General features: G+C 46.6%; 13 protein-coding genes. 5 read left to right on the top strand and 8 right to left on the bottom strand.

Going from position 1 to position 17,031, the window contains the following annotated elements:
• Window positions 1–32: 32 nt before the first annotated feature.
• The 3 genes from GY843_RS17010 to gcvA all read right to left on the bottom strand — a co-directional run bounded on the left by GY843_RS17010 (window position 33) and on the right by gcvA (window position 5,165).
• The gene (locus GY843_RS17010; protein WP_297311353.1) at window positions 33–3,083 is read right to left on the bottom strand and encodes an efflux RND transporter permease subunit; all 3,051 of its coding nucleotides are present in this window, start codon (window positions 3,081–3,083) and stop codon (window positions 33–35) included.
• A gap of 2 nt (window positions 3,084–3,085) precedes the next feature.
• Window positions 3,086–4,144, bottom strand: a complete 1,059-nt coding sequence (locus GY843_RS17005) for an efflux RND transporter periplasmic adaptor subunit (protein WP_297311352.1) — start codon at window positions 4,142–4,144, stop codon at window positions 3,086–3,088.
• 121 nt (window positions 4,145–4,265) lie between these two features.
• The gene (gene gcvA, locus GY843_RS17000; protein WP_297311367.1) at window positions 4,266–5,165 is read right to left on the bottom strand and encodes a transcriptional regulator GcvA; all 900 of its coding nucleotides are present in this window, start codon (window positions 5,163–5,165) and stop codon (window positions 4,266–4,268) included.
• A gap of 243 nt (window positions 5,166–5,408) precedes the next feature.
• Here gcvA and GY843_RS16995 point away from each other — a divergent pair, with 243 nt between their 5' ends.
• Complete coding sequence (locus GY843_RS16995) at window positions 5,409–5,609, top strand: hypothetical protein (protein ID WP_297311350.1); 201 nt, start codon at window positions 5,409–5,411, stop codon at window positions 5,607–5,609.
• Between the two features lie 64 nt (window positions 5,610–5,673).
• Here the strand turns inward: GY843_RS16995 and GY843_RS16990 are convergent, their stop codons facing one another.
• Together GY843_RS16990 and GY843_RS16985 are read right to left on the bottom strand one after the other, a co-directional pair.
• The gene (locus tag GY843_RS16990) at window positions 5,674–7,656 is read right to left on the bottom strand and encodes a methyl-accepting chemotaxis protein (protein WP_297311348.1); all 1,983 of its coding nucleotides are present in this window, start codon (window positions 7,654–7,656) and stop codon (window positions 5,674–5,676) included.
• A gap of 86 nt (window positions 7,657–7,742) precedes the next feature.
• Window positions 7,743–8,210, bottom strand: coding sequence for a DUF4442 domain-containing protein (locus GY843_RS16985; protein ID WP_297311347.1), 468 nt, complete (start codon window positions 8,208–8,210; stop codon window positions 7,743–7,745).
• A gap of 124 nt (window positions 8,211–8,334) precedes the next feature.
• Between GY843_RS16985 and GY843_RS16980 the strand changes: the two genes are divergently transcribed.
• Window positions 8,335–8,550 (top strand): GDCCVxC domain-containing (seleno)protein, encoded by a 216-nt coding sequence (locus GY843_RS16980; RefSeq protein ID WP_297311346.1) that lies wholly within the window; start codon window positions 8,335–8,337, stop codon window positions 8,548–8,550.
• Here GY843_RS16980 and GY843_RS16975 read toward each other — a convergent pair.
• Window positions 8,547–9,053, bottom strand: a complete 507-nt coding sequence (locus GY843_RS16975) for a disulfide bond formation protein B (protein ID WP_297311344.1) — start codon at window positions 9,051–9,053, stop codon at window positions 8,547–8,549. The genes GY843_RS16980 and GY843_RS16975 overlap by 4 nt on opposite strands.
• A 203-nt stretch (window positions 9,054–9,256) precedes the next feature.
• Between GY843_RS16975 and uvrB the strand changes: the two genes are divergently transcribed.
• The gene (gene uvrB / locus GY843_RS16970) at window positions 9,257–11,278 is read left to right on the top strand and encodes an excinuclease ABC subunit UvrB (RefSeq protein ID WP_297311343.1); all 2,022 of its coding nucleotides are present in this window, start codon (window positions 9,257–9,259) and stop codon (window positions 11,276–11,278) included.
• A gap of 37 nt (window positions 11,279–11,315) precedes the next feature.
• On the opposite strand, the gene GY843_RS16965 is transcribed toward uvrB, so the two are convergent.
• The gene (locus GY843_RS16965) at window positions 11,316–12,089 is read right to left on the bottom strand and encodes a 3',5'-cyclic-nucleotide phosphodiesterase (protein WP_297311341.1); all 774 of its coding nucleotides are present in this window, start codon (window positions 12,087–12,089) and stop codon (window positions 11,316–11,318) included.
• Window positions 12,090–12,163: 74 nt separating this feature from the next.
• On the opposite strand from GY843_RS16965, the gene GY843_RS16960 reads away from it, so the two are divergent.
• Complete coding sequence (locus GY843_RS16960) at window positions 12,164–14,425, top strand: GspE/PulE family protein (RefSeq protein ID WP_297311340.1); 2,262 nt, start codon at window positions 12,164–12,166, stop codon at window positions 14,423–14,425.
• Between the two features lie 3 nt (window positions 14,426–14,428).
• Window positions 14,429–16,624, top strand: coding sequence for a CHASE2 domain-containing protein (locus GY843_RS16955; protein ID WP_297311338.1), 2,196 nt, complete (start codon window positions 14,429–14,431; stop codon window positions 16,622–16,624).
• Here the strand turns inward: GY843_RS16955 and GY843_RS16950 are convergent.
• Window positions 16,609–17,031 (bottom strand): HD domain-containing phosphohydrolase (locus GY843_RS16950; RefSeq protein WP_297311336.1); only part of this gene is annotated, 423 nt, incomplete at its 5' end. The two genes, GY843_RS16955 and GY843_RS16950, sit on opposite strands and share 16 nt — an antisense overlap.

Genomic DNA, 17,031 nt, shown 5'->3' with positions numbered 1-17,031 from the left:
AAAGCTCGATGGTATTTAAACCAATACGGGCCTTAAACCTCTTCTGGCTGAACTTCCTTATAAGTTCGCTTACCCAGATAACTATATACGGTTGGAATGACAAACAATGTTAACAAGGTGCCGAATGTCATTCCGCCTACAATAACCCAGCCTATTTGATGACGGGATTCCGCACCTGCGCCAAATGCCAATGCCAGTGGTACTGCACCAAGTACAGTGGCTCCGGTGGTCATCAGAATTGGTCGCAGTCGAAGTGAAGCCGCTTCAATAATCGACTCACGCAGGTCTTTGCCCTGATCCTGTAACTGGTTTGCGAACTCTACGATCAGAATACCATGTTTGGTGACCAGTCCAACCAGTGTGATTAATCCAATCTGGCTATAAACACTTAGCGAACCTCCGCTGTAGTGTAGTGCAAACAGAGCACCAAACAGTGCAGGCGGAACCGAAAGCATAATAATCATTGGATTCTTAAAGCTTTCGAACTGGGCAGCGAGAACCAGGAATACTACGATCAGCGCCAGTGCAAAGGTTACCTGCATGCTACTGCTGGAGGTTTTGAACTCCCGCGATGGCCCGGTGTAATCGAATGTCGCTTCCGGTGCAATTTCTGCCAAACTCTGCTCCAGATAGGTTAATGCTTCACCAAGGCTATACCCTGGGGCAAGCTGAGTCTGGAATTTAACCGCTTTCACTTTATCGAAGTGATTAAGCTCACGTGGAGCAACTGTTTCACGTACTTCAACCAGATTGGAAAGTTGCACCATATCGCCATTATCAGTACGCATGTAAAGTTCTGTCAGATCGCTTGGATCACGACGTTCTTCATCATCAACTTTGACGATAACTTCATACTGCTCGCCCTGACGCTTGAAGCGAGTTACTTCCCGGCCAGCCATGTAGGTTTCCAGCGTACGCCCCAGATCGGTAACATCTACAGCCATCTCGGAAAGCTTGTCACGTTTCACGTCGATCTGAAGTTCAGGCTTATTTAGCTTCAGATCTGTATCCGGCTGGGCGAAACCTTTATTTTCCAGGATCTTGCCCATCAGTTTATCGGAGATCACTTTCAGATCGTCGTAAGTACCGTTGGACTTAACAATGAACTCTACCGGGCGGGAGATAAAACTCTGACCCAGGGATGGACGGTTCAGAGAGAAACTCTTAATGCCTGGTATCCCACCGTACAGTTTAGGGGTCTGCTCCTGTGCAATCTCCTGTTGTTTGCGTTCACGCTCTTCCCAGCGATCCAGCCCCTGGAAAACCATGGCGTTGGTTTCTGAAGGGAAGCCTACTACTGCAAAGTAACGATCGGTTTCTGGAGTCTGGCTGACAATTCCTTCGATCTGGCGTGCATAACGGTCCACGTAATGAACCGAGGAGCCGTCTGGTGCTAGAGCGAAGTTCAAAACCGTACCTCGGTCTTCGTAGGGAGCTAGCTCCTGAGGAAGCTGTGTGTAGTAGAAACTAGCCCCTGCAAAACTGCCAAGCATAATGATAACTGCCAACAGACGGGAGCTCAGTAGCTTATTTAGTAGGCGTTGGTAGTTGTTGGTCAAACCCTGTAGGAAACCTTCAATCAGATTGAAGATCGCGCTGTGACGGGGCTCGTGCTTCAGCAGACGTGATGACATCATTGGTGACAGGGTAAGCGCCACAAAGGTGGATACCACGACGGCACCGGCCAGGGTTAGAGCAAATTCGGTGAACAGTTTGCCGGTGCGTCCCTCGGAGAATGCTACTGGAGCAAATACTGCGACCAGAACCACAGTGGTTGCCAACACTGCAAAGCCGATCTCTTTGGAACCCTTAAACGCAGCTTGAACCGGTGATAGACCTTTCTCTACGTGACGGTAGATGTTCTCCAACATTACGATGGCATCGTCTACCACCAGGCCGATTGCTAGCACCAGCGCCAGCAGAGTCAGTGTATTAACACTGAAATTCATCCAGTACATCATGGCGAACGCGCCGATCAGTGATAACGGAATCGTCACCACCGGAATCAGCGTTGCACGGATGTTCCTGAGGAAGAAGAACAACACCATAATCACCAGAATGCCTGCCTGAAGCAGGGTCTGATAAACTGACTTGATTGATTCGGCAATAAAGATTGATGAGTCATATGCTACTTCTACGTTCATGCCTTCTGGGAGAGTAGGGCGCACTTTTTCTAGCGTGGCGTAAACACCTTCGGATACATCAAGCGGGTTAGCGGTAGACTGTTTAACCACACCCAGAGCTACTGCACTTTCGCCTTTATAACGGGTAATACGGCGCATACTTTCTGGGGCTATTTCTACCCGCGCCACATCCTGAATACGTACCGGATAGCCGTTATCGTTGCGGATAATCAGCTTTTTAAAGGCTTCAATATCATTTACATCAGTTTTTGCCAGCAGCGTAAACTCTCGCTCTTTACTTTCGATACGGCCTGCTGGGATCTCAACGTTCTGGTTTTGCAGCGTGTCTTCAATATCTTTCGGGATCACTTTGTAAGCGGCCATACGAGCTGGGTCGAGCCAGATACGCATAGAGTATTTGCGTTCACCGAAGATACGTACGTTTGCGACCCCGGCTACGGTCTGTAACTGATCTTTTACTTTCTGATCGGCAATCTCAGTTACTTCCATGATGTTGTGACGATCAGAGTTAAACGCCAGCCAGATAATCGGCTGTGCATCGGCTTCAGTCTTCGCAACAACAGGAGGGTCAACATCATCGGGAAGCTGACCGATGACACGGCTAACACGATCACGTACATCTGCCGCTGCGTTATCCGGATCACGGTCGATATTAAAAGTTACAGTGATCTGTGAACTCTCAGTACGGCTGATAGAGTTCATAAAGTCGATCCCCTCGATACCAGAGAGAGAATCTTCGATGATCTGTGTTACCTGAGTTTCAATAATTGAAGCGCTGGCACCAGGGTATTTAGTTTCTACCGTTACCACTGGCAGGTCGATTTTCGGGTATTCGCGAACAGTAAGGCGGTCATACCCGAGCAAGCCAATAAGTAGTACCAGCAAGCTCATAACGGTTGCCAGTACCGGACGTTTGATACTGATTTCTGAAAGAACCATGATTAGTTACCCTGCTTGTCAGATTCTTTCTTTTGGCTGCCATCAACAAAGATCGGAGTGATTGGCATACCTGGGAAAAGTTTTATCTGGCCAGCAGTGATCAGTACATCACCTTCGTTCAGACCTTCGATGATCTGAACCACGCCTGGGCGGCGTTGACCCATTGTTACAGGGATCATCTGTACAGTGTTCTCGGCTGAAACTGTCATCACCAGAAACTTACCATCCTGTGGGATGATCGCTTGTTCCGGAATCACAACGCTGGTGGTCTGTTCAACAAGAAGATCAACCTGAGCAAATAGGCCCGGACGAAGAAGACCGTTTTTGTTGGGAATGGTCGCGCGGATCTCAATATTGTGAGCATTGCTGTCTGAGGTAGGTGCAACGGCGTAAACGTTACCTTTGATCACCTGACCTGGTAGGGCATCAACCTGAACTTCAAGTTCGCGGCCCGGCTGAAGTACAGATAAATAGATCTCAGGTACCCGGAAATCAAGCTTTAGAGAGCTGATGTCTGTCAACTCAACAAGGTCTTGTCCCTGATTAACGTAATCGCCGGGGCTGACCAGTCGTAGTCCTGCGTAGCCGGTAAAAGGCGCGTTAATTGTCATTTTGTCGAGACGAGCCTGCGCCAAGGCTTCTTGTGCCTGATCAACACGCAACTGGGCTAAAGTACTGTCGCGTTCCTGTTCTGAGCCTACACGTTTTTTCAGCAGGCTTTTTGCGCGCTCATAGTCGGTACGGCTTAACTGAACTTTTGCCTGTGCTTCTTTTAGTTCAGCTAGGTAGATGGAACTATCAAGCTTAAACAGTGGTGTGCCCTGTTTAACCTGTTCGCCCTCAGTAAATAGAATGTTATCTATGCGGCCACTTTGCTCCGGGCGCAACATAATCGCTTCTTTCGCGCGAAGGTTACCCACTGCCGAGATTGTTTTATCCAGAGTTTGTGTTTTGACGGTAATAACTTCTGCCGGAAGTCCCTGAGCATTAACTTGGGTTGTTGTCAGGAAAAGGGTGCTACTGATCAGTAACGTCAGGAACGAGTTCTTAAGCGCGCGCATTATGATTCTCTGTCGAATTTTAAGTAAGTACAGGCTAGAGGGTATTGTAAACTGATCGGTGTACTTCTCAATATTCTATTGTGTAAAGATTTGCAACAAACTGTTTAATTCTTGCCTCTTTCTATGGATTTGTATTTTCTTTCTTCATCTCCTCAAGAATCCAATCACGAAATGCCTCCATGCTTTTGGTAAGAGGAATGCCTTCCTGATAGGCCAGATAGAACGAGCGTTTTGTATCCAGATAGATATCCAATGGTTTAACTAGTTGTCCATATTCCAGTTCACGTTGGGCTAGATCCGGATCGGCCAGAGCTATGCCTAGTCCTTCCATTGCCGCCCCCATTGCCAGTGATGTACTGGAGAAAGTCATGCTTTTACGGGTATCTACCCGTTTAACTCCGTTGTTAGTCAGCAAATTTTTCCATTCCTTGTCTCGCTTGGATATATGGATAAGCGGGTATTGCAACAAATCTTCTGCAGAGTTAATCGGTTTTAAATCATGTAGTAGTTTAGGGCTACACAATGGGGATATTTTAACTTCCCGTAGGAAATGACTTTGTATTCCCGGCCAGTTTCCATCGCCGTAAAAGATCGCCATATCCATATCGCTGTAACGCAGATCAATCTGGTTAACCGAAGCGGTCAAACGTAGTTCTACATCCGGGTATTGTTGCTGGAAACTAATTACGCGCGGTACCAGCCAATGGGTCAGAAATGCCGGAGCAACACAGATATTCACAGCGCCTGCGTTGGGAGAAGCCTGAAGCTTACGTGTTGCCTCATCAATATCATCAAGGGCTGAACGGATTGCGCTCAGATAGCGTACGCCGGGGCTGGTGAGTTCCACCTTGCGTTTAACCCTTTGGAACAGCTGAATACCTAAAAACTCTTCAAGCGTTTTTATCTGATGGCTTACTGCAGAAGGGGTGACGAATAGCTCCTCTGCGGCTTTGTTAAAGCTGCCATGACGTGCTGCAGCCTCAAAACTGCGTAGAGAGTTAAGTGGTGGTAAGCGTCTGATATTCTGCTCCTGAAATAAGGATAGATGAGAAAAACTAATCTATTTAGTGAAAAACAGTCGTTTGTTAAAAGTGCGTTTAGACTTTAGTATAGGCTCTATCGTTAATCAACAAACGAATCTTATTTCAGTGAATACATAGAGTTACCTCTATTGCTCTATGTACATACTAAGCCTGATGAATTTGTTTGAGTGGCGGGGCTTCATTTTTGTTTTTGATTTAAGTTGATTTAATTTGGTGGATGTATGAACCGCGAACAGGAAATTTCAGTACGACATAACGCATTTGGTGAAGTAGATGTGGATTACTATATCGCTCAGGCGAATGCACAGCGTTGTGAAGTATTTGCAAAAGCATTGCAGAAACTGGGAAGCCTATTCGTCAATCTGCTGGGGTTTTCCATGTCCAGACGCCCAGTAGCAGTAGTACAGCCATCCAGCTGTTAAGTCAGTTTTAGCAACATCCTGTTATTTTGGCCCGCTTTTTAAGCGGGCTTTTTTTATGTCTGTATTAAACCTTAAATGCTGCAATCAGATGCTGTAGTTGTTTCGACAGGTCTGACATCTGCCCACAGGCGTTAGCCGTCTCCCCGGAGCCTGCAGCGGTGAGTTCGCTGGCCTGGCTGACTTCGGTGATGCTGCTGCGGATGCTTATTGCATTATCACTTTGTTCCTCTGAGTAGGCTGCAATCTTTTCGTTCATAGTTGAGATAGTTGCAACAGAGGAGGTGATTTCAGTTAGGGCCTGACTGATGGCGGTGGATTCTTGCACTGTGCTTTCCGCTTTCTTGCTGCTGTTGTTCATATAAGTGACAGCGGAACTCACGCCTTTCCTGAATTCGGTGATCATCTGCTCGATCTCCTCGGTAGATGTGTGAGTACGTTGAGCCAGGCTGCGAACCTCATCTGCTACAACGGCGAAGCCTCTTCCCATATCTCCGGCTCTTGCTGCTTCAATAGCGGCATTTAGAGCAAGCAGATTAGTCTGCTCAGCAATACCCTTTATTACGTCCAGTACTTTAACAATCTGGTTACTTTGTTCAGCCAGTTTGTCTATCGCTTCGCCAGATTGGCTGATATCCCAGGCAAGTTGTTCGATCTCTCTCAGGGCATGCTGTACCTGATTGCCACTTTGTTGGGCCAGAGAACTAGCCTGATTAGCTTCTGCAGAGGCTGAGTGAACTTCACTGGTCACTCGTTCGGCCAAAACTGCCATCTGTTCTACTGTTTCAGCGATCTCCATCGTCTGCAGTTTCTGTTGTTCTGCTGCGATACTTGAGTTCTGAGCGGTTTGATCAAGATTGTTAGAGTGTTCAGCGACACTGGAAGCGGTATGTTTTACCTGTCCGATAACATTGTGAATACGCTGCGTCATCTCATTAAACTGATGGCTGAGTTGCGCCATCTCATCTTTAGCTTCCAGTGAAACAGCAGTGGTTAAGTCCCCTTGAGCCATTCTTTTTGCCGAATCCAGCACCTGGTTGATGTTCTCTCTTACCGAGATATTGAAACCCAGATAGAAATAACCAGACAGGAAAATTACCAGTGCTAATGCTGCAATCAGGCTGGAAAGGCGGTTCTTTTGTTCTGATAAGCGTTGATTAAGCTGATGTTCTGAGGTGGTGAGAGCCCTATCTGCAAGGGTAAACAGTGTATTTATCTCGGTTCCTGTAGCATTGAAGAACTGATCCCAGGGCTGGTTCATCTTTTCACCGATAATAATCTCTTCATCCAGGCGTTGAGCGGCTCTTTGCAAAGCTTCTGCAGCTTGCTGTGTCTCTTTGATCAACACTGCTGAACTGTTGCTGGTCTGTTGCAGATTGCTAGAAGTTTTTAAAAGCTGATCGCTGTTTTGCTGCAGTTGGTCGTAGAGACGATTTAGCTTATCCAGAGAGGCCGAGCCGGAGTACCCTGTCAGAAGGCTATGCCCTGCATAAGCTCTTACTGAGCTTAAACTATCAATCGCTTGGGGAATTTCATACAGAACTGTCTGCATTAGTAGATAAATCTGGGTGTCTGTATCCCGTGTTAATCCTGAAGAGAAACCTTGCTCCCGGCTTTGTTGCTGTAGCCTGTGACCTATCTGGTTGAAGTGTTGAAAACGGTTTTCAATATCCAGATAAAGTGTGGAGAACTTTTCGCTGTCTATGTCCTGCCAGCGCTGTTTTAACGCTTTGTAGCCCTCTAGTTCCAGTGCCAGCTGGGTGCGTGTCTTTGAAAGGGTATCAGGGGTTGCCGATTGGGGATCAAAACCTGTTAGAAACCGCAGGTCACGATAATCGGTTAGCTGCTTTAAAATCTGGAACTCTTGTTTCAGAGTTTGGGTGGAACCGAGTTTTGTTTCTGTCTTTCCAATCTCGGAGCTCAGCGTTGAAACCTGTAACCCCGCCAGAACCAAAAGCGGGATGATAAAAATGGTGCTGACCAGGATAAATTTGTAAAGGTAGGGGATCCGATTCATCAGACGGATTACGGGTTGCAGGAGTTGTTTCACAGTGTTCTTCCCATCAATTGTTATTTTTATTGGGACAGCATGTTGCTTGTTGATTAATCTTTAGTCAGTGACATAAAAAACGTTTTTCAGTGGCTAATTCGATCATCGGTGCGTTTTTTGATGTACAGAACCTTTTTTACCTTTGCTATCAGCTCTCCATCGGAGTCGTGGATAAGGATCGAAAATTCGGGAAAATACTTTTCCCCAAAAGAAGTTTTATGCAGGATTGTTTGCAGTTGCTCGTCGCTGATCTGAATGTGTGCAGTAATTCTCTTTTTTGTAGCTTTTAAAAAATCTATCTCAGCTGACCTGTCCCAGATCCAGTAACCTTTTCCTAGTTTTTGCATGAGTAACAGCATCAAGTGAGGGTCAATCATTGAGTAGATGCTGCCGCCAAAATGGGTTCCTACGGCATTCCGGTTGTACCAACGTACCCGCATAGAAACGCTCATCTCATTCCAATCTTTGTTGATATGGTTGATCTTTATTCCTGCCCCCAAATAGGGAGGATAAATATTTAGTAGTCGTTTGAAATTATTCGCAGAAAGATTCATCCAGATCACCAGAAACGCGTTTCTTTACTGCTATTGTTAGGGGGAGTGATAAATATTTCACTGACAGAAACAACGTATATTTGTAACGTTAATGTTCAGTGACCTGTCAGAATAGGTGAGGGAAATGGATATCCAGCTTCAATCTACTTTAACCTGCCCGGTATGTCAGTTCAGTAAGGTAGAGTCTATGCCAGAAGACAGTTGTATCTGGTTCTATGAATGTGAAGGTTGTGGAGAGCTACTCAGACCTTTACCGGGGGACTGTTGTGTTTTCTGCTCGTATGGGGACACTCCATGTCCACCTATTCAGCAGGGTGATACCTGTTGTAAAGCGGGTTAGTTTTTTCGGAACTGAAGTAGCAAGAAGATAAGTCCGATAACGCACAGAACAGCTGAAAATGCGACTAACCCTTCCGCCATTGTGATGCGAAAAAGTAGCTCAGGTGTGTAACCACAAGGCTCCCAGGGTTCGAACATATGTGGCATCCACTTATCGAGTGCAAACCAATCGGGTAAGCCTGAATCCATACTACAAGCTTCAATGATCCAACCTCGTTCCACACCCAGTGTCTTCCATGAGCGCTCAAATAGACCAATACCTGTAACAAGAACTAAAAGGTGACTGAGTTTCGCGAGTCCCGAGTATCTTCTGGTGAACAGACCAAGAATAGCGATGAGCACCAATGCTGCAATCCAGATGCGCACATGGATACATAGGACGCAGGGGCCGTAATCCAGTACATACTGATAAAACAGCGCAACCGCTTCCATACTGACGCCCAGAGCGATCAGGCTCAGCCAATACCAGGAAGAACGGCTAAGACAGGCGAGTTTATTCAGCATTCAAAAATCTCCAGATAAATTCATAGCTCTGATTGTGTACGTAGTAAAAGGTTCCATAAGACACAGAGCGCGCAGCATATTCTAATAGTTTTAGGTGAGTTGCAATGCTTAAATTTAGGGGGACAGGTTTAAACCTGTCCCCCTAATCCAGCTCTCATACGATATAATATGCGGTTTGATTTTCAGCTTGATACGGTTTTGTTATGAAAGAGCGTTTTAAAGTTCATTCCAGTTTTCAGCCTGCAGGTGATCAGCCCACAGCTATAGCAGGGCTGGTTGATGGGATTGAATCCGGTTTGGCCTCACAGACGCTGCTGGGGGTAACGGGCTCCGGTAAAACTTTTACCGTCGCTAACGTGATCGCTCAGGTTCAGCGTCCGACTATTATCATGGCGCATAACAAAACCCTGGCTGCGCAGCTTTATGGTGAGTTTAAGGAGTTCTTTCCAGATAACTCGGTAGAGTATTTTGTCTCCTACTATGATTATTACCAGCCAGAAGCTTATGTACCTTCCTCGGATACATTTATCGAGAAAGATGCCTCAATAAATGACCATATTGAGCAGATGCGTTTATCCGCGACAAAAGCGCTTCTGGAACGTGATGATGCCATTATTGTGGCTACCGTATCCGCTATTTACGGCTTGGGTGATCCAAAATCCTATCTGAGTATGATGCTGCATGTGGATCGCGGCGACATCATCGATCAGCGTGCTGTTTTACGTCGTCTTGCTGAACTGCAATACACCCGAAATGATGTGGAGTTACATCGTGGTACTTACCGGGTGCGGGGCGATGTTATTGATATTTTCCCGGCTGAATCGGAAAAGGAAGCGATTAGAATTGAGCTGTTTGATGAAGAGATCGAAGAGATCAGTTATTTCGATCCTCTGACCGGTGAAGTCAAACGTCGTGTGCCACGCGCTACAATTTATCCGAAAACTCACTATGTTACGCCGCGTGAAACCCTCCTGGCCGCAGTAGAGAAGATTAAGGATGAACTGCGTGAGCGTTTAGAGCAGCTGCGTGAGAATAATAAGCTGGTAGAAGCGCAGCGTCTGGAGCAGCGCACACTCTATGATATGGAGATGATCATGGAGTTAGGTTACTGCTCGGGTATTGAGAACTACTCCAGATACCTGTCTGGTAGAGATCCTGGAGAAGCCCCTCCGACTCTATTTGATTACCTGCCGGATAATGCGCTTCTGGTAATTGATGAGTCTCATGTAACCGTCCCTCAGATTGGCGCCATGTATCGTGGCGACCGTTCCCGTAAAGAGACGTTGGTGGAGTATGGGTTCCGCCTACCATCTGCATTGGATAACCGTCCGATGAAGTTTGAGGAATGGGAACGTGAATCGCCACAGATGATCTTTGTCTCTGCTACGCCAAGTAAATATGAGGCTGAAAACCAGCAGCAAGTAGTGGAACAGGTGGTACGTCCAACCGGTTTGGTTGACCCAGTAGTTGAGGTGCGTCCAGCCACGACTCAGGTTGATGATCTCCTGTCAGAGATCCGAAAAACTGCTGCAAAAAAAGAGCGTGTAGTGGTCACCGTTCTAACCAAACGTATGGCTGAGGACCTGACTGAATATCTTGATGAACATGGCGTACGTGTACGTTACCTTCACTCAGATATTGATACGGTTGAGCGTGTAGAGATTATCCGCGATCTGCGTATCGGTGAGTTTGATGTGTTAGTCGGTATCAACTTACTGCGTGAGGGTATCGATATGCCAGAGGTATCTCTGGTGGCGATTCTGGATGCAGACAAAGAGGGTTTCCTGCGTTCAGAAACCTCCATGATCCAGACCATCGGTCGTGCTGCACGTAATGTAAATGGTAAAGCGATTCTCTATGCGGATAAGATCACCGGTTCTATGCAACGGGCGATGGATGAAACCGAGCGTCGTCGCCGTAAGCAGATTGATTTCAATGAAGCTAACGGCATAGTACCAAAAGGGATCAGCAAATCTGTGGCCGATATCATGGAAGGTGCTAGCACAATTCCTGGTCGTAAAGCCTCTAGAACCGCTAAGAAGGTTGCTGAACAGGCGGGTGATTATCAGGTTGATCCGGCTCAGATGTCAGCTAAAGAGCTGTCTAAAGCGATGACTAAGTTGGAAGATAAAATGTATGAAGCGGCGAAGAACCTGGAGTTTGAACTTGCTGCTAAATACAGAGATGAGCTGCAGACTTTGAAACAACACTCGTTTGTTAGTTAAGAGCAAAGGGAGCGGGTTAAAACTTGCTCTTGCGAATCTAGCGGGGACAGACAGGTAAGTTGAGAATATCCCCATGATGTAGCCTGTCTACCTGCCAGTCAGGTAGTAGCTGACGGCATTGCTGCATAATCGTATCTTCAAATCCCGGTTTTAAATGGGTGATCATCACCCGTGCTGGATGGGTGAATGAAGCGAGTTGGTCAGCTAGGTGGCTTGGCGTTAGGTGGCCGCTTAAACGGGCGAGTTCATCTACTTCGTCGGTAAATGAAACATCGATAATCAGTAAGTCTGGCTTACAAGTATTCAGAATCGGCCATAGCGCATCATTGATCCCATTATCGCCGGTGAATGCAAACGAGTTTTCCCCGTTACTGATGAAGTAACCTACTGTGGGGGTAGGGTGAGCCGCAGGCAGAACCTTGATATCTTTTCCTTGAAGTTTGAGCTGATCTCCAACATTGATTGGGTGTAGACGAATAATCGGCTGTGCTTCTGGTAATGTGGTGTAGTCTGGCCAAACTGTCCAATTGAAAATGTGATTCTGTAAAGCGGTAATAACTTCAGGCAGGGCGTAGAGGTTGATCGGATGTTTATGCTGATCATATATTGTGGCCAGCATTAACGGTAAGCCGACAATATGATCAAGGTGTGAATGGGTTATCACCACATCACGTATTTGCAGCATACGATCCAGAGAGAGAAGCTCAACACCGGTGCCAGCATCTACCAGCAGTTGTTCATCCAGCAGAAAAGTAGTGGTTTTTAAACCATTCCCTATCCCACCGCTACAACCCAGAATTTCGATTTTCACTTTAAACCTCAAAGCTAGCTATCTAGAATCAAGAGGATATGATCCACTAATATCCCTTATTATGGTAGCTGGGTATGATAAAAGCGACAGAAAAAGACACACAGCAGTTTTATTCACGTCTGACGAAAATCCTTAGCAAGATTCACCAGGCTAAAAGCTTTGCTGATGCATATCCGTTGGTTGAGAAGGCGATTCTCTCGTTATTCAATGCCCAGCGAGTTACCGTATATCAGCGGAATCGTTCCAATAAGGATATAGTTTCACGCTTTAAAACCGGTGATGATGTAAAAGAGATACGAGTTCCCATTACCGCTTCCTCTGTTGCTGGATATACGGCGCTTAGTAAAGAGCCGGTCATCATCCGTAACGTTCGCGACAACGCTGAGCTAGAGAAAATCCATCCTGCTCTCCGATTTAATAGCTCTTTTGAACAGAACATTGAGTTCAAAAGCCGTTCCATGTTGGTTTTACCTATCCTGCATAACGACGTGTTACTGGGAGTTTTGCAGATCATCAATCGTCAGGATGGTAAACATTTTTCAGCAGTAGATCTTAAAAGGGCTAAGCAGTTTGCTGAGTTGCTTGGGCAGAAGTTTCGTTATGATTTTGGCTGTACCGAAGGCCCGTTTGAATATTTATTGGAACATAAGCTTATCGAGGAGAAGGTTTTTCGTCAGTTGGAGAAGAAGGCTGATGATAGGACGCCTTTAACCCGCTTGCTGCGTGAGCATGCCCGCATCAGTGCTACCCAGTTAGGTCAGTCATTGGAATGCTTTTATCAAGTTCCTTTTATTGCATATAACCCGGAAAAGTATTTCCTCCATCCTTTGTGCGAACAAATTAAGAAGGCCTATTTAAAGAACAGTGATATTGCTTTGCTGGCTGAACAGAACAGTGAATCAGTGATCATTCTTATTGATGACCCAAATGACACTAAACGACTGATGGAGATAAAAAACGTAGTTGGGCAGCATGATTCACAAATCTGCGTCGGTTTAATCGATGATATTCACCAGTATCTGGGGGTGGTGTCTACAGGCGGGCAAAGTGAAGGTGCTAACCTAAGTACTCTACTGGATGAGTTGGATGAAACCGCTGATCTTGATCTGGATGATACTGCTTCTGATACAGAAGACGTGTCGGAGGAGGATTCAACAGTGGTGCGTTTGGTAAACCGAGTCTTGCTGGATGCCAAACGCCTTAGAGCGTCTGATGTGCATGTGGAACCGGGTAAGGGTAGAACTCCTACTACTGTCAGGATGCGTATCGATGGTGTGTGCCAGGAGATCATTCAGATTCCTGCGAGTCATGCTAAAGCAGCCGTATCCCGCATAAAGATAATGTCCCGCTTGGATATCGCGGAAAAACGCCTACCCCAGGATGGTAAGTTTGCTGTCAGACTTCAGGGGCAACCTCTGGAAGTTCGTGTGGCTACCATTCCAACCGTTAATGGGGAAGGGGTGGTCATGCGATTGCTGCAAAGTGGGGAGCCGGTCGCATTTGATCAGTTGAATCTGTCAAAACGAAACCAGAAAGAGGTACAAGAACTGTTGGAGCACCCCCACGGTATTCTGCTGGTGGTGGGTCCGACTGGATCGGGTAAAACAACTACATTGCATGCTTTGTTGGCCCAATTAAATACACAAGAGAAAAAGATCTGGACCGCAGAGGATCCGGTAGAGATAACTCAACCGGGTTTACAACAGGTTCAGATCCAGCCAAAAACAGGTTTTACTTTTGCTGCAGCGCTACGTTCGTTCCTGCGTGCTGATCCAGACATTATTCTGATAGGTGAGATGCGAGATCAGGAAACGGCTCACGCGGCTGTGGAAGCTTCTCTGACAGGGCATCTGGTTTTATCTACGCTGCATACTAACTCTGCACCAGAAACGATTACTCGCCTTCTGGATCTGGGAATTGATCCGGTAAGCTTTTCGGATGCTTTACTGGGTATTCTTGCGCAGCGATTGGTACGGACCCTCTGTCCAAGCTGTCGCAAACCTTATCGTGCTTCAGATGATGAGAAAGCTTTCCTTCTTCGTCGTTATGGTCCTGAAGCGGAAAAAGATTTTAAGCTGACTGAGAAAACCCGTTTATACAAAGCAGAGGGCTGTGAGGAGTGTAACCACACAGGCTATCGCGGGCGCACGGGTATTCATGAACTGCTGGTTTCTACTCCAGAACTTCGGGAAAAAATTTACCACGGCGCCAATATCGGTGAGATCAGGGAGCAGGCGATGAGTGATGGTATGCGCAGCCTTTTACAAGATGGCATCTATAAAGTTTTGAAAGGGGATATAGATTTTCAGCAACTGCGCCGTGTTGCGGCAGAATAAATAATGAAACAGCGTTGGGTGCGGGCTCTCTCAGGCATTGTATTAACCATATTGATGCTGCTTACCGTTGTGCTTGGGGAACGTCCTGCTCTGCTGGAACGTTTTGAATACGACCTTTATGACATCCGTCTACGCCATTTTCAGACATTCGAAAAAGACCCTCGAATTGTTATTGTTGATATTGATGAGGACAGTCTTAGGGAAGAGGGGCGTTGGCCCTGGAATCGTAGCAAGCTGGCACTGATGCTGAATCGTTTGTTTGATGATTACGGCGTGGCAATTGTGGGTTTTGATATGGTCTTCTCTGAGGCGGATCAGAGTATTGATTTGGCTGACCTAAAGAGTTGGTTCAATAGAAATCAGCATAGAGCAGATCTAGAGCCTCTATTAAATGACTTGGACTCCGATAAACTTTTCTCTCAAGCGGTAAAAAATCGCCCGGTAGTTCTGGGCTATCTTTTTGATCGTAGTGCTAAACAACTTAAGGTCGGCTCTCCAGGTACGCCCGTAGTGATCCCTGATCCTATTCTGGATCAGCTACCGTTGCCTGAAGCGAACGGTGTTATCTCCAGTTTGCGCGAGTTAAACAACGTTAGCGTATGGAATGGTTTCTTTGATAATCCCATGGTGGATTCAGATGGGGTTTATCGTCGTGTCCCTCTTCTGCAGCGTTATCAGGGGAATTATTACCCCTCCTTAGCCCTTTCCATGTTATTGGCATTGTTTGACGAGAATGACGTGTCGCCTATTATCGAGACCGATGCGTCTGGAAAATCTCATGCGCTAGTGGCTGTTGATGCAGCTGGCTTGATGATTCCGGTAGATCAATATGGGGCTGTTCTGGTGCCTTACCGTGGCCCACAGGGAAGTTTCCCATATGTGTCGGCTACTGATGTTTTAACCGGTGTGGCTGATCCGGAAGTATTGGATGGAGCTATTGTACTTGTTGGCACCAGTGCAGCCGGGTTGCTTGATCTAAGGGTAACTCCAGTGAGTAGCCGTTATTCCGGGGTTGAGGTGCATGCCAATATTCTTTCTGGAATGCTGGACGAGCGAATCCAGCATCAGCCTGATTACACCTTGGGAGTGGAGTTTATACAGTTGATGATCAGCGGTGTGTTGCTTTCTCTGTTGATTCCAAGGTTCTCTGTCGGCGTATCAACGCTGCTGACACTGGGATGGGTTGTTATTTTGGTGGGTTTCAATCTGTATGCCTGGCAGCAGATGTTATGGGTCATTCCCCTTGGCTACACCTTAATGTTGGTTGTTGTTCTTTACCTGTTCCAGCAAACCGCGGGTTATTTTTTTGAAACCCGTAACCGTACTCTGTTGGCAAATCAATTCGGTCAATATATCCCCCCGGAAGTTGTTGAGGAACTCAGCCAGCAAGGGCAAGACGTTCCATTACAGGGTGAAAGCCGTGAAATGACGGTTTTTTTCTCTGATATTCGTGATTTTACCAATCTTTCCGAACAGCTTTCCCCGCAACAATTAACCCGATTGATGAATATTTATCTGACCGGTATGACGAAGGCGATACACGATAGCCGTGGGACTGTGGATAAGTATATCGGCGATGCAGTGATGGCTTTTTGGGGCGCACCTTTACAAGATGAAAAGCATGCGAAGCATGGATTGGATGCGGCGCTGAAAATGCTGGAGATCTTACCTGGACTGAATAAACAGCTGGCTGCGGAAGGTTTACCCGAAGTAAAAGTCGGTATGGGTATCAACACTGGGCCAATGAACGTGGGTAATATGGGTTCCTCTTTCCGTATGGCCTACACTGTTTTGGGAGACTCCGTTAATCTGGCTTCAAGGCTGGAAGGATTGACCAAATTCTACAATTGCCCTTTGTTAGTCAGTGGCGATCTTGTTATGCAGGCTCCCGAATACCTTTGCCGTAAACTGGATACTGTGCAGGTCAAGGGCAGGAATGAACCGGTGGATATCTACCAACCTGTTTGTTTGCGGGAACAGGCAACGGATAGACAACTTGAGCTGGTGGATCTATTCGAGAAGTCAGTCGCTGACTACCAGTCGAGAGAATGGGATAAGGCTGAGGCAGGTTTCGGAAATTACTTGCAGTTAGACCCTGATGATCCGGTAGCATCCATCTATCTGCAGAGGATCAGTGAGTTCCGCACAGCCCCCCCGGATGAAAACTGGAGGGGTGTTTTCGGTCATTCCTCTAAATAGACATATTCATTCAGGCCGGGAAGAGCCGTGTCATCAAATTCGTCTATCTGGCGTTCAGACATATGCAGCTTGGCGTATTTCAAATAGGTGCCACTTTCCACAAACAGCTTAAACAGCTCTGGATCGAGATGATTATCTTCTACCATACGCCCCAGAATATTCATCGCTTGTGAGAGCAACATCCCTTTCTTATATGGGCGGTCTGGAGAGGTTAGCGCTTCAAAAATATCTGCGATACACATAATTCGGGCGCGGGTTGATAGATCTTCGTCCGTCAGTCCACGCGGGTAGCCACTACCATCCATATGTTCGTGATGGTTGCAGGCAATTTCTGGAACTTGTGACAATTGCTTCGGATAGCTTAGTGACTCCAGCATATCGATTGAGACCTTAATATGGTCACGCAT

Origin of the sequence: Neptuniibacter sp., assembly GCF_024231755.1 — a bacterium.
In the GTDB taxonomy this organism is placed as follows: Bacteria; Pseudomonadota; Gammaproteobacteria; order Pseudomonadales; family Balneatricaceae; genus Neptuniibacter.
This window is presented reverse-complemented; position numbering and strand designations above follow the sequence as displayed.